Source organism: Pedobacter sp., from assembly GCF_041645105.1.
GTDB lineage: Bacteria > Bacteroidota > Bacteroidia > Sphingobacteriales > Sphingobacteriaceae > Pedobacter.
Window position 1 is genome coordinate 687,173 of record NZ_JBAZQQ010000003.1, and the last position, 25,588, is coordinate 712,760.

Sequence of the window (25,588 nt, forward strand, 5' to 3'; positions counted from 1 at the left end):
AAATTGTAGTAACTGCCCTGGCATGCTGCCATTAACAATTAACTCAAAATCACTAAATCAGTTTCTGTCGCTGAAATACTTTTCAAAAGTTGGTTAAAAATCGCAGTTCTCATGATAATTTGAAATAAATTTAAATGAGGCTTACCTATGCATATCGTAGTGATCTCTTTCTCTTCAGCCATTTTTAATATTGATCTTGTAATATGATCACTTTTAACCTTAATCACCTCTGCTCCTAATTCAGTGGCCAGCTTTAAGTTATTAATTAGGTGTCTCTGTAAATCAAGCTTTATGCGGTCTCCACTTTCACTAGTATTCTGTACATACAAAACAATCCAGGGAGAATGATAATAAGAGGCCAGTCTTGCTGTTTTTCGGATAACTATTTTTGCTGTTGCATTATTTGTTGATATACAAGCCATAAAACGTTCTGGCCTCAACTTAATTTGCTTTGGAATCTCTATACTGATCTTTCTTTCCAAATGATGTGCCACTTCCTTAAGTGCCATTTCACGTAATTGCAGTATTCTATCCGATTGAAAAAAATTATTTAAAGCGCGTTCAATTTTAGTCTTATCGTAAATTTTTCCAGACTTTAAGCGGTCTATCAATTCATCTGCCGTCAAATCTATATTTACAATTTCGTCGGCCAATTCCAGAATCTTATCGGGTATTCGTTCAGTAATGGGGATTCCGGTAATCTTTTCGATTTCCTCATTCATGCTTTCCAGATGCTGAATATTTACTGCGGAAATGACGCTGATACCGGCTTCGAGTATATCAACCACATCTTGCCATCTTTTAATGTTTTTACTCCCCTCTACATTCGTATGCGCGAGTTCATCGACAATCACCACTTCGGGATGAATATTAACAATTGCATTAACATCCATCTCTTCCAGTTCTTTTCCTTTATAAAAGAGTTTCCTACGAGAGATTATAGGAATACCAGCCAACAGCGCATGTGTTTCTTCCCGATTGTGCGTTTCAATATACCCGATTTGTATGTCCACCCCATTCTTTAGCAATGCATGTGCCTCTTGAAGCATTTTATAGGTTTTACCTACACCTGCACTCATACCGATGTAGACCTTAAATTTTCCTCTTCTGGATTTTTTTACCAGCTCCAGAAACTTGCGGACAGAACTCTCTTTATTTTCTTCTTCCATCACATGTTACCATTTTACGATGATATAGCCCTCTTTAATTAAACACCAAATTCCCAGTAACAGTATTAGACAAACACTTATAACCGGCATCAGTTTAGTAAAATATCTTGTATTCATCTAATTGTTTTTACATCAGAACAAATCTTTTTTGTTTAAATAATACAGGACCAGCCACACCAAAACCGGCCCTGTATAAACTAAACTAAAAAGAAACTGCTATGCTGGCTGTAACAGCTGCATTTGTATTTGTCGGATTCGCATTACGCATAAATACTTTGTCTTTGCTATCATAAACCTTTCCTTCTAAACGTACTACAGCATTGTTAATAGGAGCATAATCCATGTTTACAGAATATCCTGTTGTTTTAAATCCATTCGGAGTTCCGGTCGCGATAAATGCACCATTTTTATCCTGATAATGCTCAACCCTTCCTGCCACTTTCCATTTGTCGGCAATACGGTACTGTGCAATAGCTACCGGCGCAAATACTTCATTACGATCATCACTACCTTTAGCTTTTTGCTGGGTTCCATAGTCAATACCAACTGTTAAACCAAAATCATCTGTCAGTTGAAATATTCCATAAACATTATGGTAAAAACGTTTTACCCTCACATCGTCAGCACCTTCTGTTCCAAGATAATTGCTATAATTTACAGTAATCTTATCTGTAGGTTTCCAGGTGAGTTGTAAGCCACCCGCAGGTTTACTGTTTCCATTTAAGCGATTAATTCGCTGCCAACCGTTCAGGTACAATAGCACTGCTGAGAACTTACCATCATTAGTTGAATAGCTCAATTTCGCACCCGATTCATAATAGGGCGTGTTTTCTGAAGAGATATTTCTGGTCAGTACCCAACAATCTTTAGATACTGCACTTTCAAAGCCAATATGTGAAGAAAATATACCGGCATCAACCCAAAGGTTAATTGTTTTAGACAGCTTCAGGCCAGCATTCGCTTCATAAATATTCTTCAATACACCCGGTTCGGCAGCAAGGTTTGCATTTGTATAAGTACCCGCCATTAAGGCTACGTTTGCACGAATTGTACCATTGTCATAACTGCCTTTAATAAAACCAAGGTTAAGGTTCACCTCATTATGGCGGTTGTGTGAGTAAATGAATCCTGGTCTGTTGTTATCAGCAGGTTTGTTAAAATCGTATCCATAGTAAGTTTCCAGATAGCCGGTTACTTTTATCTTAGGTTCTTCCTGTGCGTATAAAACTGATCCTGTTGAAAGGGCTACGGCTAATGTTATGAGTTTTTTCATTTGTTTTAAATTATTATTTCTTTAATTCGTCCAATGCAACATTAAGTTTCAAGACGTTGACTTTAGAGGGGCCAAACAAGCCAAACAATGGTCCTTCAGTATTCTTTACCACCAATTCCGCTACAGCTCTATCTGTAAGTCCTCGGTTTGCCGCAACTCTCTTGATCTGCATAATAGCTGCCTGCTCTGAAATATCAGGATCCAACCCACTAGCTGAAGCAGTGACCATATCGGCAGGGATGTCTGATTTTTTCAGATAAGGATGATATTTCAACAAGGTATCTATCCTTCCTTCCACATCTTTCAGGTAATCAGCATTGGTCGGACCTTTATTGGAACCTCCTGAACCTGCCGCATTGTACCCAACAGCTGATGGTCTGCCCCAGAAATATTCTGGTTTAGTAAAAGACTGGCCAATCAATGCATAGCCCACTACTTTACCATTTTTTATTACTTTTTCGCCACTTCCTTCGCCTGGACTGAATTTTCCAACAAAGGCGATAGTTAATGGATAAATGATACACAACAGTACCATAAGTACTCCTGTTAGTCTCAACGATTGTATGATGTATTTTTTCATGACAATATTCTTTATTTATGTATTTATTTCAATGATATTTTATATAGAGCGAGTAATTAAACCATCAATGCAATCACCATATCTATTAGTTTTATACCGACAAATGGAGCAATTACCCCTCCCAGTCCATAAATCAGCAGGTTTCTGCGCAGTAAAGCACTCGCACCAATTGGCTTATAGGAGACGCCGCGTAAAGCAACCGGAATCAACAATGGAATCACCAACGCATTGAAAATTACTGCGGAAAGTATTGCTGTTTCCGGACTGTGGAGGTTCATGATATTTAAGCTACGTAGTGCCGGGATGGCTACAATAAATAAGGCCGGAACGATGGCAAAATATTTCGCCACGTCATTGGCAATAGAAAAAGTCGTTAGTGTGCCCCTGGTAATGAGCAACTGTTTCCCTATCTCTACAATCTCAATAAGTTTCGTTGGATCATTGTCCAGATCTACCATATTCCCTGCCTCTTTAGCCGCTTGTGTACCGCTATTCATCGCTACACCAACATCTGCCTGTGCCAGCGCAGGGGCATCGTTTGTGCCATCCCCCATCATCGCCACCAGCTTACCCTGAGCTTGCTCTTCTTTGATATAGTTCATTTTATCCTCAGGCTTAGCCTCAGCAATAAAATCATCCACACCAGCTTTCTGAGCAATAAATTTAGCTGTCAAAGGATTATCTCCTGTGACCATTACTGTTTTTACACCCATTTTACGAAGACGCTCGAAACGCTCACTGATGCCTGGTTTAATGATATCCTGTAACTCGATTACACCCAATGCTTTTTCATTTTCAGCAACTACCAGCGGTGTACCACCATTGCTGGCAATTCTTTTCACCTGCTCTTCGATATCCATGGGAAATGGATTCCCTGCAGTCAGCACCATATTACGAATCGAATCAAATGCACCTTTTCTAATCCTTCTACCGTCTGCTGTATCTAAACCACTCGACCTGGTTTCGGCCGTAAACTTGATGAATTTAGATCCTGCAGGTGCTGTAGTAATCAATTTATCATCCTGTGAAGCAGCCAGCTCAATAATCGATTTTCCTTCTGGTGTTTCATCTGCCAATGAACTTAATACACAGGCGTCAGTAAAGCTTTTAATCACAATTCCGGCAGTAGGATAAAAGTTGGAAGCCTTACGGTTCCCAATTGTGATCGTACCTGTTTTATCTAGTAACAACACATCGATATCTCCGGCAGTTTCCACTGCTTTACCCGATTTGGTAATTACATTGGCTCTTAGCGCCCTGTCCATTCCGGCAATACCAATAGCGGAAAGCAAACCACCAATGGTTGTTGGTATCAGACAGACAAACAGAGAGATGAATGCTGCAATTGTAATTGGCGTATTCGCATAATCTGCAAAAGGTTTTAAGGTGATACATACAATAATGAAGACCAGTGTAAAACCAGCTAACAGAATAGTCAATGCAATCTCATTAGGGGTTTTCTGACGCGAAGCACCTTCTACAAGCGCAATCATTTTATCAAGGAAGCTTTCTCCCGGCTTAGTGGTTACCTGTACTTTAATTTGATCTGAAAGTACTTTTGTGCCCCCCGTTACAGAAGATTTATCTCCACCTGATTCGCGGATTACGGGAGCTGACTCTCCTGTGATGGCCGATTCATCAATCGTTGCAATCCCTTCAATGATCTCCCCATCTGTAGGAATAGTATCTCCGGTTTCACAAATGAAAACGTCTCCTTTTTGCAATTGATTGGAAGAGCGCATTTCAATCTTCCCATTGCTCAATACCACTTTTGCAGGTGTTTCTTCCCTTGTTTTGCGTAAACTGTCGGCCTGAGCCTTTCCTCTTGCTTCCGCTATAGCTTCTGCAAAATTCGCAAAAAGAACAGTTAGCAACAGAACAATAAACACTACAAAGTTATATCCGAAAGAGCCCTGACTACTATTCCCGATAGAATAAAGTGTAACAAACAGCATCACAAATGTTCCTATCTCTACGGTAAACATGACCGGGTTTCTGATCATCAAGCGTGGATCAAGTTTGATAAAGGATTGCTTTAATGCTGTATTTACTAAAGCAGGTTCAAATAATATATTAGATTTTGTTTTCATTATAATTCTATTATTTAATTAGGGTAAAATATTCCGCTACGGGACCTAAAGTCAAAGCAGGGAAAAAGGCAAGTGCTGCAATGATCACGATGACTACGAAAGTCATTATACCAAATGTTAACGTATCTGTTTTTAAGGTTCCTGCAGATTCCGGGATGTATTTTTTTGAAGCCAATAATCCTGCAATTGCCACAGGGCCAATAATTGGAAGGAAACGTCCAAGGATCAGTACAAAGCCAGTCAATACATTCCAGAAGATATTGTTATCACCAAGTCCTTCAAAACCAGAACCGTTGTTTGCAGCTGCTGAAGTGTTCTCGTAAAGCATTTCAGAGAAGCCATGGAAACCGGGATTATTTAGCCAGTTAGCGGGCTTAACAGCCCAGTCTGCATCGGGAAAATAGGTAACGGTATATGCGGCCAGCGCAGTTCCAACCAGGATAATAAACGGATGTAGCAGTGCAATGATAGAAGCAATTTTAACTTCCCTGGCCTCTACTTTATGCCCAAGAAACTCAGGTGTTCGCCCCACCATCAACCCGGAAATAAATACCGCAATGATGATAAAGATAAAGTAGTTCAAAATCCCAACCCCACAGCCTCCGTAAAAGCAGTTCATCATCATAGCAATCAACTGCAACATACCTGTTAATGGCATTGAACTGTCGTGCATGGAGTTAACTGATCCTGTTGAGATAATGGTGGTTACAGTACTCCAGTAAGCTGTAGCCGTCGGTCCAAATCGAACCTCTTTACCTTCCATTGCTCCTGTCTCCTGAGAAATGCCCATTTTAGCAATTGCCGGACTTCCTCCGGTTTCGCTAATGACCGTAGGCACAAGTAAAAGCATCATCCCCAGGGTCATAATTCCAAAGATTACCCATGCCATTTTCTTTCTGCGGATAAAGTATCCAAAGGCAAAGATCATGGCTATAGGGATGATCACCTGAGATATCACTTCTACCATATTGGTTAAGTAGTTTGGATTTTCTATTGGATGTGACCCATTTACCCCAAACCAACCACCACCATTTGTACCGAGGTGTTTGATGGCTACGAAACCAGCGGCAGGCCCTCTGGAAACACTGACTGTATCTCCCTGAAGGGAAATGATTTGATCTTTACCTTCGTAACTGGTTGTAGTTCCGTTGAAAGCTAGAATAATCGCTACCACTACAGCAAGTGGTAATAGTAAACGTGTAATGGAACGTGTAAAGAATACCCAGAAATTACCAAGACTCGTAGTTGTTTTATCCCGGAAAGCTTTAAATAAGACTACCGCCGCAGCGATCCCAGTAGCAGCACTTACAAACTGTAAAAACATGAATACGAAATGCTGTGTAAAGTAAGTTGCACCACTTTCACCTGAATAATGCTGTAGATTACAGTTTACCACGAAACTAATGATACTATTGAAGGCCAGATCGGGCGACTGTCCCAGGTTACCATCTGGATTTAAAGGAAGTTTATCCTGATAAATTAATGCAAAAAAACCGTATACCAACCATACCATATTGATGGTTAACAGCGCTTTCATATGCTGCTTCCAGTTCATTGATTCTTCCGGATTAATTCCGGATAATTTGTAGATACCTTTTTCAAGGGGTTTTAGAAAGTCTGTCCAGACTTTCTCACCTGCGAACATCTTTGCCAGATAGATACCCAGTGGTATTCCAACCAGTAAAGTCAGACCGTAAGTGGTAATAATGCCAAGTAATTCAGTGTTCATAATAATAGTTAATTAAAATTTTTCGGGTTTAATCAGCACGTATACCATATAGATAAATACTGCGATTGCGACAATGAGTAATGCGATCATAATTTTTAGATTTTTTCGAACCAGTCAATAGATTTGTAGAATACCCAGCACATCAGTAGCAGGGCAAGAAGAAGTACGATTGTTAACATAATTGTCTTGTTTATTTTAAATGCTTATTGCCAATTGGCATACCACCATTGTCTACCCAGGCGTAAACCACTGAATTACAGTCAACAAAACAATAAAACACAAAGACTACTTGTTTTAAGAAACAAATAACCCTTCCATTTTGGAAGGGTTATTTGTCGTTTTGGTATATTTAACCAATGAAATATTTACAATGACCATCTCGATACAACCAACACTAGAAAACGGACGGATAAAACTAATCCCTTTAACAAACGATGATTTTGAAGGGCTTTTTAATGTAGCTTCAGATCCTGAAATATGGATACAACATCCCAACAGGGATAGATGGAAACGAGAAGTTTTTAAGGCTTTTTTTAATGAAGCCATCAACAGCAAGGGAGCTTTTAAAATTATTGATAATAGTACTGGCGAAATTGCAGGGAGTACTCGTTTTTATGATTACAATAATGCAGAGAACAGCATTTTTATTGGCTACACTTTTTATGCTACCAAATACTGGGGTACAGGTATGAATCCTATTGTGAAAAAACTCATGATGGATTATATTTTTCAACAGGTTGACAAAGTGTATTTCCATGTTGGCTCTACAAACCTTCGTTCGCAAATGGCACTCAGCAAAATTGGCGCGAAGAAAGTGGCAGAACAGGATTCTGCTAAACCAGGTGAGGCATCAAACCTGAAGTTTGTCTATCAGATTGAAAAATAACAATTCTCTTCAATTGCTGGAACCTTTTTCCTGAAGAAGGAAAAATTTTCCTATGCGCTTTCAGAGAAGGTAATTTTTCGTTCAGCGACCGATAAAAGTAGGGTTGTCATTCAAGTTTCCTATACAAAGTTGTTAAACCAATTCCCAGTAACCTGGCAGTTTCGGTTTTATTGCCACCGGTATATTTGAGGATTTTATCGATATGTTGCTTTTCAACATTTTCAAGCTTCATCATATCCCCTTCATTTCCGATTGTTTCAGTATGAAACTCATATGGCAACAGGTTCGCATTTAATAATTGTCCATCGGCTAGGATCACTACACGCTCCATTACATTTTTTAGCTCCCGGATATTCCCTTTCCAGGAATGTTTCATTAGCAATTCTTCAAAATGATCGTCCATTTTAAAAGCAGGCTTATTCACCTTATTGGCGAACTCATCTAAATAATGCCTGGCGAGCAGTAATATATCTGATTTACGTTGTGATAACGAAGGGAGTTCTATAGAAAATACGGAAAGGCGGTAATACAAATCCAGCCTAAACTTACCGGCCTCGGCTTCCTGCTTCAAATCTCTGTTTGTGGCAGCTATAATTCTTACATTCACCTTACTGGTTTGTGTATCACCAACTTTAATGAAGGTTTGATTTTCAAGTACCCGTAATAACTTTGCTTGTAAGTCGAGATTCATCTCTCCTATTTCATCCAGAAATATTGTTCCCTCATTTGCTTCTTCCAGTAACCCTTTTTTATCTTTAATAGCTCCCGTAAAGGCACCTATTTTATGTCCGAACAGCTCACTTTCCAATAACTCATGATTAAAGCCACTACAGTTTACAGCGACAAAAGGCTTCATTTTACGCAAGCTTTCATAGTGGATAGCCTGCGCAAACACTTCCTTTCCTGTCCCCGTTTCTCCAAGTAACAATACCGTGGTATCTGTTGCGGCAACTTTTTGTGCAAGGTTTATGGTTTCATGAATGGCTTTCGATTTCCCGAGAATTCCATCAAAGCTGTATTTCCTGATCACCTTATTTTCCAGCTCATTCACACGGTACTGCAATTTTGCTTTATCGAGGGCTTTATAAACCAGGGGAATGATCTTATCATTATCATCCCCCTTAGTAATGTAGTCGAACGCCCCGTTTCGCATAGACATCACCCCATCGGCAATGGTACCAAAAGCAGTCAGGTTGATCACCTCGGCATACGGTTTTATTTTCTTGATTTCCTTAACGAGTTCCACCCCATTGATATCTGGAAGTTTTACGTCACTGATCACAACATAAATATCATTATTGGCTAAAATTTTCAGACCTTCCTTTCCTGTAGCAGCCTGAAAAACTTTAAAACCTTCAAGTTCTATGATACGCGCCAGAAGGCTGCAGATCTTCTTTTCGTCATCTATAATTAAGACTGTATACTGCATAGCTGATAATTTCAACAATATTAGTAATTATTCGACACAACTGAACGCTGGTAAGCTACCTCATCAACTACAATAAACTTAAAACCTTCATCTCTAACCTTAAATTTACACCAGGTATGATTTTTAATGACATTCAAAATCTCTTTTACTGTGTAGTTATGGTCATATACTATTTCTACGGTAAAATTACACTGACTGGCGGAATTAAGCTGTTGAAAATTGGTATTTACACCCGTCACTTTCATTTCTACAGGGTTCGGGAGTTGTCCTTCTATCGGAAACACAAAATCTGTAAACCATTTAATATCCATTAATGCTGCACATATGGCATTGGTCCCTTCGGCAAAAGGCACAAGGCTTGCTCTGGGGTAGGCAACACAATCCAATACCATGACTTGCTTTTCCTCTTCAGTTTTTACGGTCTGCATCTCTATATCTTTAAGCTGTGGATCAAAAAGCATGGCGGTACACAAACAATTGCACCTGCGCTTACTTTCGAGAATATTATAGTTTACACAACTTTTACAACCTTCCCAAAAACACTCATCTTGTGTAATTTCGGCAAAGCTGACGGGATCAAAGCCAAGGCGGCTGTTCATTTTCATAATTGTTGATCCAGAGGTAATACTGAATATTTTAGCTTCAGGATACATTCTGCGCGACATTTTAAAGATGCGTTCTTTGATGGCCTTGGCTACCCCGGCATTCCTGAATTGCGGTGCAACGATCAAACCAGAGTTGGAAACAAAAGTTCCGTGGTCCCAAACTTCAAAATAAGAAAAGCCAACCCAGTCGCCTGCTCCTGTGACTGCAATTACGGCCTTTCCTTCTTCCATTCTATGATGCAATGACTCAACAGTCCGTTTAGCAATACCCGAACCACGTGAAATGGCCGATGTGGCTGTTTCTTTCACTATTTCATCTGCGTATTTAAAGTCGGCTGTTGTAGCAATACGTACAAATATCATTTGATTATCCATGATCAATTTAATTTTATGGCAGCCGTTTCAAACCTGATGCCGATGTTTTAAACAAGACTTAAAAACCGCCTATTATAACTTGTGAAGGTTCATTTATTATTTCATGACTCTTTTATGGCAATAGTATACCTTATCAAAACGATAGGGTTAATTTCATTTTAATTACATTTGCTTTTCTTCAATTATCATTATTCTTATGAAGCTAAATTTTTCATTATCTCTATTAACTGCTACTCTAATATTCATGTCTTCTTGCCAGAACGAGAAAAAACTACCTATCCTGGGACCAAGAGCAGCCGAAACGGTTACTAATCCAGATGGTACAACTCAAGTTGACACTGTTTACAAGACAATTCCTTCATTTAGTTTTTTAAATCAGGATAGCGTTGCTGTTACTCAGGACACATTTAAGGATAAGATCTACATTGCTGATTTCTTTTTTACATCATGCTCAACAATCTGTCCGACGATGCACCGTAACATGAAAGATATTTTTGAAAAATACAAAGACAATCCAGAGGTAATGTATCTTTCACATACCATTGATTTCAAATACGATAAACCTTCAGTTCTGAAAAAATATGCAGAAAAGTTAGGTGTTGATAATGGCAAATGGCAATTTGCTTATGGAAGCAAAGACAGCATTTATAAAATTGCTGAAAATGATTATCTGGTAGCTGTTATTGAAGATTCGACTGCAAAAGATGGTTACATCCACCAGGGATGGCTGGTACTGATTGATAAGCAAAAACGTATTCGTGGTGCTTATGATGGCACTGATAGCAATCAGGTTGCTCAATTGATGAAAGATATTCCATTATTACTAGCTGAAGATAAAAAATAAAAATGCGCAGACTCCTTATCGGTTCATTGTTAACCATTGCCTTATTTTCCATTGTTTATGGCTGCCAGAATGCAGGGCAGGTAAAGCAAGATATGTATCATGTTAACGGTAGGGATATCTATATCAAGCACTGTCAAAATTGTCACGGTTCAAAAGGCGAAGGCCTTGGTACGCTTGCTCCAGCACTGACCGACAGCATTTCCTTAAAACAAAACAAGCAGAGAATTGCGTGTTTTATAAAAAATGGGATAAAAGATACCATCATTATACATGGTCAAAAATACGAGGGCACAATGCCCTCGTTCCCTGAGTTATATGATATTGATATTGCACAAGTCATGGTTTATATTACCAACTCCTTTGGTAATAACCAAGGGATGTATACTCCAGAACAAGTGGCAAATGATTTAAAAAACTGCAAATAGAATCCGGTGCTTTTTCAGCTAAGTAGATTCCTGTATTATAATTTTGAGTCGCTGGCTTTAGAATTCAATAAGTTCTGATATAAAGTATTATAACATGGTAGAAAGTCTTTAACATCTTTATAAGCACTTTCGTACATAAATGGGCCATCATATCCAACTTCGTTTAAGGCAGAGAGTATCTCTACCCAATTGTTCTCTCCTTCGCCTGAACAAGGGAAGAAATGATTCTCTTTCTTTCCGGTACCATCAGCAATGTGCACAGATTTCAAGCGCTTACCTAAAGCTCTGATTAATCTTTCAGGATATTTAATGTGGTTCATATCCACTGCAGCATATATATTGGCTGGCAAGCGACTCATAATTTCAGACACTTCTTCTACGGTACGACATAATGGACGTTCCCGATCTGCACCTACATTTAGCTCATAACCAAGCATGTTTTCAATCACCATAATTGCCTTGATTGCTTTGACTTGCTTATTCAACTCAACCGCCGACTTAATCAATTGTTTTTTACGTTGTTCGCGCTCATTTAATCCAAGAAAATAACTTGGGTGAAACAAGATCACTTCTGGTTTTAATATTTTACAGTAATTAAGTATTTTAGTGTGTAGTGCTACCACATTACGTCGTTCAGATTCATCAGTTAACGACAAATCGATATCCTTACTAAAAGGCATATGTATAGACCAGATTTTCACTCCTGCATCATCAGCAGCCTTTTTTGCGACTATTACTTTTTCCATCATCTCCTCATCTGTGAACTTAAATTTTCTGTTTTTATCCAAAAATGAGCTCAAAGAAACCTCTAAGTAATCAACTCCGGCCGACTTAGTATCCTGCATCTTTTGAGGAGTTATTGAAGCTACACCGATGGAATAACCTATTTTTAAACGTTTAGGGGTTTTTATGTGATTTAAGGCCATCGAAGGGTGATAACTTAACGCTATTACCAAAAGGCAGAGCAGATATTTTAGTTTTAGTTTCATCTGATTAGTTATGTCTATTTTCAATTCATGTCTTATAGTTTTCAATGTTAAATAAAAAATAGCTTTTAAAAGCAAAAAACAGGTAAGGAAATAATAAAGCCTGATCATAACATTTATGATACAAGCTTTTATCCACTAGCTGTAAGTAAGTGTTATTTAGAGAGACTTATTCCTTAGGCTCACCTGTTAAATCAGGCTTTGTTAAATCAAAATAATACAATCCACTTTTTTTGTACAAAGGGAATTGATCTTTCAATCTCAATATAAACTGAGCATAATTTCTATTGCTATTTTTAGTCCATGCTGCCTCGGCCAAAGCAGCAATCCTTGGATACATCATATAATCTAGTCGTTGCTCAGTAACGATCCTCTCCGTCCATACATTTGCCTGAATACCCAAAACAAGGTTGTTCTTTGGAAAAACCACTGGTATTTTTTCTGGGTTAAAATGATATACATTTTCAGTTGAGTTTAAACTGAATTTCTTCCAGTTCGGGCCATGAACCTGCAAGCTATCTTGCTTATAATCAAAATACATTGGAGAGCGAGGACTTAAAACTACTGAAAAGCCTTTATCCAGCGATTTTTGTAATTGCTCTGGTTTATTATGTCTCCACCAGAAAACAATTGTTTCATTTTTAGGGAGATTAGATTCAGCAACTTCATCCCATGCCAGGACTTTATTACCTATTAACAGCAATGAATCTGCCATACGTTTAAAGAAGTAGTTTTCTACAGCTTTTAAATCACTTAGCTTTTCTTTTTCCATCAATTGCTTTATATCTCCATCTGTATTCCATTTTTCATTACCATAATGTACTTCATCTCCTCCGATATGTATCATTTGCGAAGGGAACATTACATCTGTTTCCCTAAGGATATTGGTCAGATATTGATAAGTCAATTCCTTACCAGGATTAAAGGTGAATTCGGGGAACTGTTTACTTCCACCCCCACTAAACTCAGGATATGCTCTATTTGCAGCAGAAGCATGTCCGGGCATATCTATTTCTGGAATAACCTGGATAAATCTTTCCGCAGCATAACTGACAATCTCTTTAATCTCTTCCTGGGTATAGTAATTTGCTGCTGCATTTTCGTTGCTATAATTTCCAATTCCTCCTACTGTAGTCAGCTTTGGATACTGTTTGATCTCTACCCTCCAACCATGCTGATCAGTTAAATGCCAGTGAAATCTATTCAGTTTATAAAAGGCCATCCAATCGAGTGTTTGCTTAACCTTTTTCTTTCCAAAGAAATGTCTCGACTCATCTAGCATTAAGCCACGCCAATTATATTGTGGCTGATCAGTAATTTGCCAACCAACAATATTTATGATGTTATTTGCTTTTTTTGCTGAACTGGCCAGCTGTAAAAATGAAATAACTCCATTAAAAAGGCCTTCATTATCGCGACCGCTAATCGTTACTTTATTTTTTGTAAACGCTAACTTATATGCGCCTATGACATTAGGTACAGCTTTACTATATGAAAGGACTATTTCACTTGCAGCCTTTTTGTTACTTGTAGAAAGTGTAATCTGTACTGAACGAAGTAGTTCTGACTGTAAATAATCACCTATGCGTTTTATTTGTTCGTCCTCAAATACAATTACTGTGTTTCTATTTAATGCGAAGTTCTCTTTACTTTTTTCAATCTTTTCGGGTAATGGAATTATCGGACAGTACTCTTGTGTATAGCCTTTAAAAAAGGCTATACACAGTACAAAAATTATTATTTCTTTCTTCATGTATGATTAAAAATTACCGCTGTTATTGATTCCGGTTTTAATGTTAAGTATTCCCATATCGTTGTTAAATACTCCTCCACTTGATGCATTAAAATTACTGACATCAAGGTTTGCACCAATAAAATGAATGGTACCATTTGGCATCGTATTGTGTGTAATTCGTATCGAATATTCCATATCGGTTGCATTATTCCTCCAATAACCAATTCCATGATAGATGTCGTTTACATTAGTGGTAATATCAATTGTATTATAAGAAACATCAACATATTTAAGAAATGGTGAAGTACTCCCACTATATTCATATAATAAGACCCCAGATCCGGTCATGTTGTTGCCAAATATGCTTATATTCTGTCCATTACGTGCCTTTACAGAACCACCAGACGCATTAGCTGGCCATCCTGAAATGGTATTGTATTTAATTAAAACCTGATCAAAACTATGAGCATAAATACCATGGTCTGTTTGTGCATCATCAGTATTTAAAGCTGGATTACGCTTAATATTATTTGCCTGGATAATGGTATTATTAGTAGCCGACTCATTAATTCCAGTTACAAAATAACCTAATGCCCCGCCGTCACCAATATCATTATTAATGATTTTTGAATTTGTTGCAGAGGTGTTCCAGATGGCTCTGCCACTATTCCCCGAACGTCTGTAAAAATTACAATTATCTACCACAGCGCTATCCGTTCCTGTCAACTGGATATAAGCATCCTGATAGAAATTCTTATCCGTCCCAGCAGGTCTTTTACCGTAATCGAAGTCACAATACATAAACCTGAGATTTTGGGCACTATTTACACTAAATCGAATATTATAAAAAGTAATACCTCTGATCAGGCAGTTATCAATTTGCCCTGTATAATAGGGCATTGTGAGCATACCATTTGCAACACTAGTGGCATCAAAAATAGGATTAACCGCAGTCTTTCTTTGTAATGTTACACCAGATTTCATTACAATTTTTCCACTGGGAATATAATATGTCCCAGCTTCAACCCATACAGTATCTCCCGCATTAGCTGCAGCAATTACACTGTTCATTTGTGCAAGCGTCATTCCTGTTTCGATCGTTAGATCTGCAACGGACATCATTCCGATCTCACTTTTAGAGGATGCTACTTTATTTTCGAAGCCTTCCTTAAACTCTTGTTTACATGATTGTGAGACTAAAAGCACATTCAACATCAGTAGTTTTAAAAATCCATTCATACAATTAAGTTTAAAAGTTTTATAATTTCTTAGTTAATTTATATATGCCACTCCCTATAGAAGGTAAAGTAAATTTTAACTGATTACCAGTTTGGACCGCAGCTATTTGTCGCTGATCTTTCGAAGCAATTTGCCAACCTGCAGGTATATTAATGCTAATACTTTTAACCGTATAATACGGGTTAGCTAATAAGATAACAAGCTCTCCATTATGTTCTTTTGCACTTATTACGGCTCCATCATTAGCTGATACAGTTAAAGGTTTTTCTTTCCCTGCCAATAACATTGGTATCAAAGCACTAATCTCTTTAGACATTGAACTCACCCCTTTCCAGCGCTCATTAAAATATTCAACACTAAAAGATTCGTTACGAGGCCATTTTTCATGAAAAAGGTCATAATAACTATAGAATATCATTCCTTTTGCACCCGATATAATTGCCTGATAGGCTTGATTTCTCATCTCATCGAGCGTTGGAGGTTTTGGTTTTCTGTCTTTTTGATATACTGCCCAATCCATAATCTGTGGAACAGACCATACTCCTTTAGATCCATGCATACCATTTATCGTTGCATTTGTACGAATGGTAGTCAGGTTTAAATCTGGCCTGCCAACAGGATAAGGATCAGTTGCCATGATATCGGTAGTATAATAATACTTCTCCAACATCCTTGCCCCATCATAGTAATGCACTTGAAAAGCAGGGTGGTTCTTATCATTTTCAACGATATCATTGTACATGTCCTTAATTTTAGGAAGCCATTCGGGTAGTAACTCATCGACAGTATACCAGGACAATAAGGCTGGCTTATTTTTTAGCTTATTAATGTACTCAACAGCCGTTTTTCGAGGTTGGTCAATCTTCATTGATCTCCCTTCGTACATATCCTTTAAGGAGTATACTACATTTAAGTTGTATTCATGAGCGTGATCGAGATAGGCTTCTGCACCTTTATTAAAACCGTATCCATAAGATAGTACCGTATTAAATCCAGCTTCTTTTATACGCTTTAAATGTTGGTCGTCATGATGCCCGATATAAACTCCAAATGGAAAAATACGTTTTCCATTTTTCACCGTAAAACCTTCTTTGTCTATGTATACTTCAGGCATAGATTTTACAATTTCAACAGGATGTTCCTGATCAAGTACCAATTTACCTTTTTCATTAAAATACTGCATGTTCCAGGTATAATTACCTACAGGAATACCTTTTGGTGGAGAGAAAGATAAGATTGTGTCTTTCTTGGTTAAACTGAATGTATGATCACTTTTGCTCAGGATCTTCTTTTTATCCTTTAAGGTATACACTGCACGCACTTTTCCCTTAAGACCAGGGGCTGATGGATTAATCCTTAAATTTGTTGTCCAGGCATTTTCATCACCTGATAAAACCATTCCTCTGTAGTTTGGGCTTACCATAAAAGACTCAAATAACTCAGGTGCCTCTAACTGTAATGAAACATTATCGAACCATACCTCACCAGTTATTCCTGGTAAAAAGCCTATCCCAATAGAAACTGTTTCCGCATCCATTGGAACTGTATATACCCCCCCTATTTGTTTCCAGTTATAAGTACCAGGACCACTGGATGCTGGATATATGCCATTGATCATTTTACCTGCAGCATCATAACTTTGTAAGTATACACGCGCCCCATAGGTATTTTTTTCTGCATTTGCTGCATCAACATTCTTAGCTTTCACCCAAACACTAAAATAAATGGTCTCCCCAGGACTAACGCTTATTTTCTGAGTAATTCTTGGTGCATAAACTTTGGGGTCCATGTGTTTAAAATGTATGCTTTTTTTACCCTCATAAGCCTGCCCCTCTACAATGGTTGCAAATTTAGCCGGAATCATCCATTTAGGATCTGCATTCTCAAAACCAGGGTCTGCAATCTGATTCTCACCTAACTTAACTTCAGTACCTATTTTTTGTGCAGCAGCAGGTAAAATTCCTGAGCCCATAAATAGCATAAAAGCAAGTATGTTATAAATATTTATTCTTATCATATCTGTAGATTATTCAATGGTGATCATCACTTCTCTTACTACTTGTTTCCTATCGTATACATTGCCATTAACAGCAACAAAAACAACTTTATACACTCCAGCTTCTTTATAGGTATGGGCGTATTGGGTTACAGGACCACTTAAATCTTTAATCGCTAAACCCGCATCAGGATTCACTGATGTCAACTGCAAAGCTTTGGTAATGACCCAGTCTTCATTATCAGGTTCATTTGCATTTGCACCTATGTAGAGATTTGGCGCAGTTATTCTCCATTTCCTGGCATCTCCAGCTACACTATGCTCTAACCAACCTCCACTAGCTAAATCAGGTACTATCGGTAATACTTTGCCATCTGGGGTTAATGTGTTTAATGAAAAATTAGTGATGTACCATGTCTTTTGAGGGGTAGCCATATTCTTCCCTATATATTTAAAGGCAATATGTATTGGCCCCCGTTGGATAAAATCGCTTAGATCTATGGTTCCCGATGATACAACTGTACCTGCTGATAGCGTTGCGCGATTGGTAATATCATCCCAGGATGCATTATAAATACTCTCCTTATTTAATTGTCCGTTAAAATTCCGCGACACCAATAGAGCAAGTGTATTTACCTGTGTCCCAAACTTTCCTTCACTATCAAACTTAAGCTGTGGCACAGCACCTTCAATTGAAGTTCTTTCTCTGAATTCGTAATTGTGTCCTTCACTCCCATCATAAAAGGTGACATAGTCAGCACTCCCTGAAAAATTGAACTCAACTACTTCATTTACCTTATAGGTTTGTTTGGCTACCGTTACATTAAATTCCGGATTGGAAATTTCTATGCTTTTACTACAAGAGAAAAAACAAGACATCAATGGCAGCACTAATAAATATATTCTGATTTTCATGTGAAAAATTCTAAGGTTAAAAAATTACCATCCTGTAGTTTGAACCAATCCCTTATTCAATGCTATCTCACTGATAGGTATAGGAAGAACAAGATTTTTTGGTTGAAAATTGGAAGAACTTAAGGCAGCATATTTATAATTATCCGGCGCATTAGATTTAATGTCATTAGACATTTGATTCAGCGTAAAGCCTAATATATTCCATCTGATCAGATCATACTTCCTCATAGCTTCAAAACAAAGCTCTCTGGAACGTTCTTCAATGATTAAATCCATAAAGGCATCTTTGTCCATCATAGATATTTCTGCATCAGACACCTGATGAATTGTAGCGACAGCAGTTGCTCCTGTACCTCCTCCTCCTCCTGTGATACTAATGGTAGGTGGACTCGTATAATTACTACCTAATTTAACTCCGGTAAGTGGGTCAGGACTAAGGTTAATCCCAGTAACTTTACCTGTGGTAATTACCGCAGTAGCTACAGCGCCAGAACCATTTCCGCCACTGATGGTCACTGTAGGAGCAGAAGTATAACCTGTTCCCTGATTGGTAATGGTAATTGTATTAATTCCACTAGCCCAGGCTCTGCGTCTTACTTTATTAACTGCATCTATACATGCCTGTGTTGGACCATTATTTAGTTCGCTTTCTGCTTCTGCAAACATCAACAGCACATCAGAGTATCTTAATAAAGCAAAATTTATAGGTGTATTCTGACTTAGCTTTGGTCTGGCAGTTTCTTCTTCCCTACGCCATTTCCCAACACTTCTACCATAAAATGTTGTACCTGTCCAGTAAGCTTTTGTACCATCAGCATTATAATAAAAAGGTGCAACAGATCTGTCTCTTCGCAAATCACCGGCCTTATATAACTGATAGAGTTTCTTACTAGCACCAATAAAACCATAGGCTGTTCCTATGTCAGCATTGCTTGAACGTATACCTATCCATGAACCTACCTGTCCATGTTCATAAATTCCAGTTGTCGCAAACTCTACTTCAAAAAGGCTTTCTTTTATGTCATATTTATCAGATGCATAATTGATAAATACCTGGCTATATGATGGATTCAGATCATGTGCTGCTTCTGTATCATCCATAACCTTTTTAGCCCAGTTTCTTGCATCTTCATATTTGGCAGTGTTTTTAAGTGGAAAGCCAGCCCAATAAAGATATACTCTTGACAGAATACCTCTTATCGCTGATTTATTAACTCTTCCGCCAATTTTCACCTCTGTTATGGAAGGAACCAGTGCTTCTGCATCGATCATGTCCTTTGTAATTTGCTCATATACCTGAGCTGCTGGAGTCCGCGCAACAGAATTGCCTTCAACTGATTTGGCCGTACTTAAGATCAATGGCACATCTCCCCAGTTTGTCACCAACAGAAAATGGTAATAAGCTCGTAAAAATAAAGCCTCACCATGAATCGCATTTCTCCTGGTTTCATCCATATCAGGTTTATTAATATTCTCCAGAACAGCATTTGCCCTGCTAATTCCAGAATAAAGTGCTGTCCAAAAGTCGAGCACTTCGCTATCACTAGATGACAAATCGTAAAACTGAGGACCTGTTGTTCTGGATGTACTAGCGAAAAAACCCTCATCAGCTTCTGTTGCTAGACGGGATTGAAGCGAATAGGCATATAATTGTCCTCGTCCAAGAATGTCATAAACACCAGCAATGGCATTATTCATTTGCTGTTCCGTATCATAGTAATTTACGGGCGACAGCATATCTCTAGGCGCAGGTTCCAAAAACTTTTTGCATGAACTTAAACTGAGTAAAATCAGCAGACATATAATGATATAATTACTTTTCATGTTCTTAAAATCAAATTTGAATTAAAAATTTGCATTAATTCCAAATACTATGGTCCTCTCTCTTGGATATGCTGAGAAGTCGAAACCAGGAGTTAAAGCCGAATGTCTGGTAGACACTTCAGGATCCATTCCAGTGTATTTTGTCCAGGTAAATAGGTTTTGTGAAGAAACAGTAAAAGCTAAATTATTCATGTATAATTTTTTAGCTACTGAAGTGGGCACTTTATACTCGAGTGATACTGTTTTCAATCGCAGGAATGAACCATCTTCTATAGTTCTGGAAGAATATGCACCAATAGGCCCATGTCCATCCGATCTGAAAAGCTCGTTATTCTGATTCTCTGGAGTCCACCTGTTATTGTAACTGCTGAACTGATTTAATAGCGGTCTGAATAAAGAATTTCCTTCAAATATCAACCTGTTTGCATTCTGAATATCATTACCGTAGGACCACTGAAAAAACACACCCAGACTAAAGCTTTTATAGTTAAAGTTATTAGAAAAACCACCCGTATGTATTGGCAATGGTCTTCCAATAATTGCCAGATCGGATGAATTAACTACAAAATCACCATTCATATCTTTGTATTTAATATCACCAGGTTGTATAGCAGTTCTAGAATCACCATTGGTAGTTACATTCCCTTTCAGCATGTACTTACCAGGTGATACCTCATCAAAATCTGAATATTGATAATTTCCATCAAACACATATCCATAAAATAATGCTGCTGGTTGCCCTACTCTTCCAATATACATTGGAGCGCTGTAATTATTTTCCCAGTTTACTTTACTTTGAAGATTATCTTCTCCTTCGGACAGTTTCAGGATTTTATTTCTATTAAAAGAAATGTTAAAGCTACTTTCCCAGGAGAAATCTCTGCCTTTAATGTTAATCGTATTAATGCTTATCTCCAAACCTTTATTCATCACTTCACCTATATTCTTGAATGCAGAGATAAACCCTGTAGTTCTTGGAAGATTTGCAGACAATAATAAATCGGAGGTTACTTTACGATAAACGTCTGCATTCAATACAATACGTTCTTTGAAAAAGCCTAAATCTAATCCAATATCTGTTTGTTGGGTACTTTCCCATCTCAATAAAGAATTACCCAAAGATGTGTAAATAGCCCCCTTGGTTGGAACAGCATTTCCATGTGAATAACCCGCATTATAATCTGCCAGAATTAATCTTGGCAAATGGTCAAAATCACCAATCCTGTTATTTCCTGTGATACCAAAACTTCCTCTCAACTTGGCATCAGAGATCACTGAGACATCCTTTAAAAATGACTCTTCTTTCATTTTCCAGGCAATTGCTCCAGAAGGGAAATAACCCCATTTTTTTCCTGAAGGAAATTTAGAAGAGCCGTCTGCTCTCATCGTTAATGTAAAAAGGTATTTCGATTTGAAATTATAATTGACTCTTCCAAAAAAAGAGGAAAGTCTGCTAAGCCCTTCTAAAGAAGTATTCTGATATGGCGTTCCAGAAGCTAAAGCATTTAATGTCAACTCTTCTACGAGTATATGATCTGCTTCAAATCCATAAGATTTGTTGTTACTTCCCTGTAGAGAGAATCCACCCACAGCGTTTAAAACATGGTCTTTATTAAACCTTTTGTTGTACGTAAGTGTATTTTCATTTAATAAAGTGCTGAACGATCTGTTTACTACTCCACCATAAACACCTCTAAAATTACTCGGATTTAAAGGTGTGCCACGTGATGTTCTTGAGTTATAAAAATAAGTATATTCATTTTTACGGCTATTTATACCAGCTGTAACCTTTAATGTAAGTCCTTTTGCAATATCGTACGATAAATAGGAGTTTGCATTAATATCCACATAATCGTTATTAATCAATTCTTCTTTAGCATTAATAATTGGATTAATCATCAGATTAAGTCCAGTACTTTCCGGATCTACCAAGGCAGACTCCAGGTCAATTGCATCCGAAGATGTTACCGGACGGAATCCCCATGTTTTGTACATTACATAGCTTGTTGCTGAACTGGTTTCTCCCGATGCAATCGGCGAACCTGATTTTATCATTTTCCCCAAAGCCACCGTAGCACCAGCCTTTAGTTTTTTACTAATCGTTTGGTCTATGGACATCCTTCCCTGATAGCGTTTGTATGCCGAATTGATAATGACACCCTGCTGATCATACACCATACCCGAAATAGAATATTTAGTACTTGAATTACCACCACGTACAGATAAGTTATGGATATGTATAGGAGCAGTTCTGAATAAGCTATTCTGCCAATCGTATCCCTTTTTGGTTTTATAATCATCCAGAGTCATATTCACGTCACCCAAATAATATCTTTCGGCCAGTGTAGGATATATCTCCTGCTGATATTTTACGAAGTCATAAGGCTTCATCATATCCATTTTATTGGTTGCCTCTTGAAAACCTACAGATCCCTTGTAATTAATAGAAGGTTTTCCGCTCAGCCCCTTTTTGGTTTCTATTACAATAACTCCATTGGCACCTCTGGAACCATAAATAGCTGTTGCCGATGCATCTTTTAAGACACTGATAGAAGCAATATCTTCCGGACTTACTGCAGCACTTGAAAAATCTTCCATCGGAAAACCGTCTATTACATATAGTGGAGCAGAACTCTGGGTAAGCGAGTTACCGCCTCTGATCACAATATTGTTTTCATTACCAGGTTGTCCATCGCTCGAAGAAACATTTACTCCCGCGATACGACCGGCCAACGCCTGATCAAAAGATGCCACAGGTGCCTTAGTCATATCAGAAACTTTAGCCAGTCCTACCGAACCAGTTAAATCTTTCTTCTGAACAGATCCATAACCTACTACTACAACTTCATCAAGTTTAGTGTCTGATTCTATGAGTTCTATATTTATTACTTTTCTTCCTGCAACATTTACTTCTTGCGTAGCAAATCCTAACATGGAAAAGACAAGAGTAGCTTGTTCCTCAGCAGCAGGTATTACATATTTTCCTTGGGCATTTGTTGCTGATTTGTAAGTGTTTCCTTTAATAGAGACCAGAACGCCAGGTAGTGGACTGCCTTTAGAGTCCGTTACCGTACCCGTAATTTTAATTAAAGAAAAATAATCTACAACACGATCAAGTACAGACTTCTCTTTAAGTCTGACCACAACAGTCTTTTCTTCAATAGAATAGGTTAAATCTTGATTTTGGAAGCAAATTTTCAAAGCCTCATCCAGACTAATCTGTTTTACATTGATACTTATTGGTTTTGCTGATTTTATCAGCTTTGCACTCCCGATAAAATCATAACCACTTTGTGATCTTATTGTGGTTATAATGTGTTCTAGTGATGCATTTTTTTCATTCAGAGTAATCTTTTGCGCATAAGTTCCGGCGCTTACCTGAAGTAAAAAAGTGGTCATTATGATGATGGTTAGCTTCATAATTCGCAAAAATTGTTTGGGTACGTGTATAGGTACCCTAAATCTCAACAGATCCAGGTTGTAAATAATCATATATTTGCTTGTTGGGTTTTAGATTGATTGTATAAGCACTTTTAATGGGTAAACTCAGCATTTGCCGGCGGCGGGTCGCATCGCCTCCGGCTTCTTCAGGTTTCCCTTTCGTATTTAAGTAAATTTATCTGGTTACTATGATCCTCCTTCCTTCTATTTTAAAGTGAACACTTCCAGTTGATTCCATAACTTTTAAGACGGTAGAGATATTCTTTGACTTAGATACCACTCCAAGAAATGTTAGATCAGAAAGATCTCCCTCATAACTTACATCAATATCATACCATCGAGAAAGTTTTCTCATGATGCTTTTTATAGGTTCATCTTTAAACATAAAATAATCATTCTTCCATGCCAATACCTGCTCAGTATCAACTCTCTTAATGTTCAATTGTCCTTTACTATCTGTTCCAGCCTGCTCACCTGGTTTTAACATCATAGGCTTAATTGTTTTCGCTTTTGCAAACCGGTCATTTGAAGATACACTAACAGCCCCTTCAATAAGGGTTGTTGCTGTCACAGGTTCATCTGAATAAGCATTCACATTTATATGTGTCCCGAGTACTTGAATATCTTGTAAGGTTGTTTTTACAATAAATGGCATTCTTTGTCCTGTTTTACCAGCAATAGCTTTATCCAGAAATACTTTGGCTACCTCAAAATAAGCTTCTCCTCTTAACTCAATTTCACGAATTCTAGCTTTTGAAAAAGTTGAAGGAAATTTAATGAAAGAGCCCGCATTTAACCAAACCTTTGTGCCGTCTGGTAATACAATCCGGTACTGACCTCCACGAGGAGTTTGCATACTCAGTTGTTTAGCATCATTACCAGTTTTACCAGAAGATGTAATGGATGTACCATCATTATAAGTAAGTGTGGTATTAATCACGATTCCATGCTTTGTACTATCAAGATTTATGCGTTGTCCATTAGCTAAAGTTAACACCGCTTTATTTCCACCTGGAAAGACATCATTCTTATATACATTTATCTGATCTAAAGCTAGATCAGATCTTTTAAAGTAATTGCTATATACAATTATACCTGCGCACAAAATCACAATAGCCGCAGCTACAGCCGCTTTTGGCCACCAGAGTTTCCTTACTTTAGCTTTAGGTAATTGTTTAAATACCTGATCAAGATCCTGCTCAATTTTTTGTTCATCGAGTTCTTTATGATGCAGACTGTTCTGAGTCAGATACCAGCTTTCTAATAAGCTAATTTCATCAGCATTACATTTACCTTCATTATACTTATTAATCAGTTCGAGTATCTCTTGTTTATTCATGCAAATTATAACGTTTTTAACCGTTATTATAAGTATGATACATAAGAAAGCCTTAGGGCGTAGAAAAATGTTGATTTATTTTAAAAGAAAAATCAGATAGGCAAATAAGCCCAATTTGACCCTTAGGGTTTTCAATGCATTATTCACTTGTTTCTTAACCGTTGGCTCTGTAATACCCAGCTTTTCTGCAATTTCCTTGTGACTAAGATTATCCTTTCTACTCATCAAGAATACCTCCTGCATTTTGGCTGGTAAAGAAGCTATTTCACGATCTATCATCTTTTGCAGCAAGCTTTCTCTCACCCGATGATCAGTAATGCAATTGCTTTTATTTATGGAATCCTGAATAGATGTTATATAAGAAGACTCTATTCCTTTACGTCCAATGATTCGAAATACCCTATTTCTTACCGCTCCATAAAGGTAGGATGCAAGGTTATCTGTTAGCAGCAATGTTTCTCTTTTATTCCACAATACTGTAAACAATTCCTGCACTAGATCTTTTGCCTCTTCCCTATTTCTCAACTTATTATAAGCATGAATATATAATGGACCTTTATAACGGGTATAAATTTCTGAATACGCCAGATGATCACCCGACTTAAGTAAATCGGATAACTCTACATCAGAAAGTCCATAATATTTATGCATACCCTTAAAATCCCCTATTTGAATCTAGCACTAAAATGGGTCAATCTCAAAATTAAA

General features: G+C 37.7%; 20 protein-coding genes. 3 read left to right on the forward strand and 17 right to left on the reverse strand.

What is annotated here, in order from left to right; all coding sequences use genetic code 11:
- Positions 1-38: 38 nt before the first annotated feature.
- The 6 genes from WC623_RS12960 to kdpF all read right to left on the reverse strand — a co-directional run bounded on the left by WC623_RS12960 (position 39) and on the right by kdpF (position 6,931).
- Positions 39-1,169, reverse strand: a complete 1,131-nt coding sequence (locus tag WC623_RS12960; protein WP_372851665.1) for a sensor protein KdpD — start codon at positions 1,167-1,169, stop codon at positions 39-41.
- A 202-nt stretch (positions 1,170-1,371) separates the two neighbouring features.
- Complete coding sequence (locus tag WC623_RS12965) at positions 1,372-2,442, reverse strand: porin (protein ID WP_372851667.1); 1,071 nt, start codon at positions 2,440-2,442, stop codon at positions 1,372-1,374.
- A 13-nt stretch (positions 2,443-2,455) separates the two neighbouring features.
- Positions 2,456-3,022, reverse strand: coding sequence for a K(+)-transporting ATPase subunit C (locus WC623_RS12970; RefSeq protein ID WP_372851669.1), 567 nt, complete (start codon positions 3,020-3,022; stop codon positions 2,456-2,458).
- 56 nt (positions 3,023-3,078) lie between these two features.
- Complete coding sequence (kdpB, locus tag WC623_RS12975) at positions 3,079-5,112, reverse strand: potassium-transporting ATPase subunit KdpB (protein WP_372851671.1); 2,034 nt, start codon at positions 5,110-5,112, stop codon at positions 3,079-3,081.
- A gap of 10 nt (positions 5,113-5,122) precedes the next feature.
- Complete coding sequence (kdpA, locus tag WC623_RS12980) at positions 5,123-6,841, reverse strand: potassium-transporting ATPase subunit KdpA (RefSeq protein ID WP_372851673.1); 1,719 nt, start codon at positions 6,839-6,841, stop codon at positions 5,123-5,125.
- Between the two features lie 12 nt (positions 6,842-6,853).
- Positions 6,854-6,931, reverse strand: coding sequence for a K(+)-transporting ATPase subunit F (kdpF, locus tag WC623_RS12985; RefSeq protein ID WP_157263106.1), 78 nt, complete (start codon positions 6,929-6,931; stop codon positions 6,854-6,856).
- A gap of 280 nt (positions 6,932-7,211) precedes the next feature.
- Between kdpF and WC623_RS12990 the strand changes: the two genes are divergently transcribed.
- Positions 7,212-7,727, forward strand: a complete 516-nt coding sequence (locus WC623_RS12990; RefSeq protein WP_372851675.1) for a GNAT family N-acetyltransferase — start codon at positions 7,212-7,214, stop codon at positions 7,725-7,727.
- Positions 7,728-7,833: 106 nt separating this feature from the next.
- Here the strand turns inward: WC623_RS12990 and WC623_RS12995 are convergent, their stop codons facing one another.
- Entirely contained in the window at positions 7,834-9,156 is a 1,323-nt protein-coding gene (locus WC623_RS12995) for a sigma-54-dependent transcriptional regulator (RefSeq protein WP_372851677.1), read from the reverse strand.
- A gap of 20 nt (positions 9,157-9,176) precedes the next feature.
- Positions 9,177-10,136 carry a hypothetical protein gene (locus WC623_RS13000; RefSeq protein WP_372851679.1) on the reverse strand — a complete coding sequence of 320 codons (960 nt, stop codon included), beginning with the start codon at positions 10,134-10,136 and terminating at the stop codon, positions 9,177-9,179.
- A gap of 196 nt (positions 10,137-10,332) precedes the next feature.
- Between WC623_RS13000 and WC623_RS13005 the strand changes: the two genes are divergently transcribed.
- Positions 10,333-10,980, forward strand: a complete 648-nt coding sequence (locus tag WC623_RS13005) for an SCO family protein (protein WP_372851681.1) — start codon at positions 10,333-10,335, stop codon at positions 10,978-10,980.
- Between the two features lie 2 nt (positions 10,981-10,982).
- Positions 10,983-11,405, forward strand: coding sequence for a cytochrome c (locus tag WC623_RS13010; RefSeq protein WP_372851683.1), 423 nt, complete (start codon positions 10,983-10,985; stop codon positions 11,403-11,405).
- Between the two features lie 35 nt (positions 11,406-11,440).
- Here the strand turns inward: WC623_RS13010 and WC623_RS13015 are convergent, their stop codons facing one another.
- From WC623_RS13015 to WC623_RS13055, 9 genes are all read right to left on the reverse strand, one after another.
- Entirely contained in the window at positions 11,441-12,394 is a 954-nt protein-coding gene (locus WC623_RS13015; protein ID WP_372851685.1) for a sugar phosphate isomerase/epimerase family protein, read from the reverse strand.
- A 166-nt stretch (positions 12,395-12,560) separates the two neighbouring features.
- Positions 12,561-14,144: a beta-N-acetylhexosaminidase gene (locus tag WC623_RS13020; protein ID WP_372851687.1), complete on the reverse strand. Its 1,584-nt coding sequence runs from the start codon at positions 14,142-14,144 to the stop codon at positions 12,561-12,563.
- 6 nt (positions 14,145-14,150) lie between these two features.
- On the reverse strand, positions 14,151-15,365 hold the full coding sequence (locus WC623_RS13025) for a right-handed parallel beta-helix repeat-containing protein (RefSeq protein ID WP_372851689.1): 1,215 nt from the start codon (positions 15,363-15,365) through the stop codon (positions 14,151-14,153).
- 19 nt (positions 15,366-15,384) lie between these two features.
- Positions 15,385-17,382, reverse strand: coding sequence for a hypothetical protein (locus WC623_RS13030; protein WP_372851691.1), 1,998 nt, complete (start codon positions 17,380-17,382; stop codon positions 15,385-15,387).
- 9 nt (positions 17,383-17,391) lie between these two features.
- On the reverse strand, positions 17,392-18,276 hold the full coding sequence (locus WC623_RS13035) for a DUF5017 domain-containing protein (RefSeq protein ID WP_372851693.1): 885 nt from the start codon (positions 18,274-18,276) through the stop codon (positions 17,392-17,394).
- A gap of 24 nt (positions 18,277-18,300) precedes the next feature.
- Positions 18,301-20,100 (reverse strand): RagB/SusD family nutrient uptake outer membrane protein, encoded by a 1,800-nt coding sequence (locus WC623_RS13040; protein ID WP_372851695.1) that lies wholly within the window; start codon positions 20,098-20,100, stop codon positions 18,301-18,303.
- Between the two features lie 21 nt (positions 20,101-20,121).
- Positions 20,122-23,520, reverse strand: coding sequence for a TonB-dependent receptor (locus tag WC623_RS13045; RefSeq protein ID WP_372851697.1), 3,399 nt, complete (start codon positions 23,518-23,520; stop codon positions 20,122-20,124).
- A 196-nt stretch (positions 23,521-23,716) separates the two neighbouring features.
- On the reverse strand, positions 23,717-24,880 hold the full coding sequence (locus WC623_RS13050; protein ID WP_372851699.1) for a FecR family protein: 1,164 nt from the start codon (positions 24,878-24,880) through the stop codon (positions 23,717-23,719).
- Positions 24,881-24,955: 75 nt separating this feature from the next.
- Positions 24,956-25,531 carry an RNA polymerase sigma factor gene (locus WC623_RS13055; protein WP_372851701.1) on the reverse strand — a complete coding sequence of 192 codons (576 nt, stop codon included), beginning with the start codon at positions 25,529-25,531 and terminating at the stop codon, positions 24,956-24,958.
- Between the last annotated feature and the right edge of the window lie 57 nt (positions 25,532-25,588).

Bases quoted from the DNA above. Each gene is read 5' to 3' on its own strand.
- WC623_RS12960 (WP_372851665.1), bottom strand. From the start codon at position 1,169: ATGGAAGAAGAAAATAAAGAGAGTTCTGTCCGCAAGTTTCTGGAGCTG.
- WC623_RS12965 (WP_372851667.1), bottom strand. From the start codon at position 2,442: ATGAAAAAACTCATAACATTAGCCGTAGCCCTTTCAACAGGATCAGTT.
- WC623_RS12970 (WP_372851669.1), bottom strand. From the start codon at position 3,022: ATGAAAAAATACATCATACAATCGTTGAGACTAACAGGAGTACTTATG.
- kdpB (WP_372851671.1), bottom strand. From the start codon at position 5,112: ATGAAAACAAAATCTAATATATTATTTGAACCTGCTTTAGTAAATACA.
- kdpA (WP_372851673.1), bottom strand. From the start codon at position 6,841: ATGAACACTGAATTACTTGGCATTATTACCACTTACGGTCTGACTTTA.
- kdpF (WP_157263106.1), bottom strand. From the start codon at position 6,931: ATGATCGCATTACTCATTGTCGCAATCGCAGTATTTATCTATATGGTA.
- WC623_RS12990 (WP_372851675.1), top strand. From the start codon at position 7,212: ATGACCATCTCGATACAACCAACACTAGAAAACGGACGGATAAAACTA.
- WC623_RS12995 (WP_372851677.1), bottom strand. From the start codon at position 9,156: ATGCAGTATACAGTCTTAATTATAGATGACGAAAAGAAGATCTGCAGC.
- WC623_RS13000 (WP_372851679.1), bottom strand. From the start codon at position 10,136: ATGGATAATCAAATGATATTTGTACGTATTGCTACAACAGCCGACTTT.
- WC623_RS13005 (WP_372851681.1), top strand. From the start codon at position 10,333: ATGAAGCTAAATTTTTCATTATCTCTATTAACTGCTACTCTAATATTC.
- WC623_RS13010 (WP_372851683.1), top strand. From the start codon at position 10,983: ATGCGCAGACTCCTTATCGGTTCATTGTTAACCATTGCCTTATTTTCC.
- WC623_RS13015 (WP_372851685.1), bottom strand. From the start codon at position 12,394: ATGAAACTAAAACTAAAATATCTGCTCTGCCTTTTGGTAATAGCGTTA.
- WC623_RS13020 (WP_372851687.1), bottom strand. From the start codon at position 14,144: ATGAAGAAAGAAATAATAATTTTTGTACTGTGTATAGCCTTTTTTAAA.
- WC623_RS13025 (WP_372851689.1), bottom strand. From the start codon at position 15,365: ATGAATGGATTTTTAAAACTACTGATGTTGAATGTGCTTTTAGTCTCA.
- WC623_RS13030 (WP_372851691.1), bottom strand. From the start codon at position 17,382: ATGATAAGAATAAATATTTATAACATACTTGCTTTTATGCTATTTATG.
- WC623_RS13035 (WP_372851693.1), bottom strand. From the start codon at position 18,276: ATGAAAATCAGAATATATTTATTAGTGCTGCCATTGATGTCTTGTTTT.
- WC623_RS13040 (WP_372851695.1), bottom strand. From the start codon at position 20,100: ATGAAAAGTAATTATATCATTATATGTCTGCTGATTTTACTCAGTTTA.
- WC623_RS13045 (WP_372851697.1), bottom strand. From the start codon at position 23,520: ATGAAGCTAACCATCATCATAATGACCACTTTTTTACTTCAGGTAAGC.
- WC623_RS13050 (WP_372851699.1), bottom strand. From the start codon at position 24,880: ATGAATAAACAAGAGATACTCGAACTGATTAATAAGTATAATGAAGGT.
- WC623_RS13055 (WP_372851701.1), bottom strand. From the start codon at position 25,531: ATGCATAAATATTATGGACTTTCTGATGTAGAGTTATCCGATTTACTT.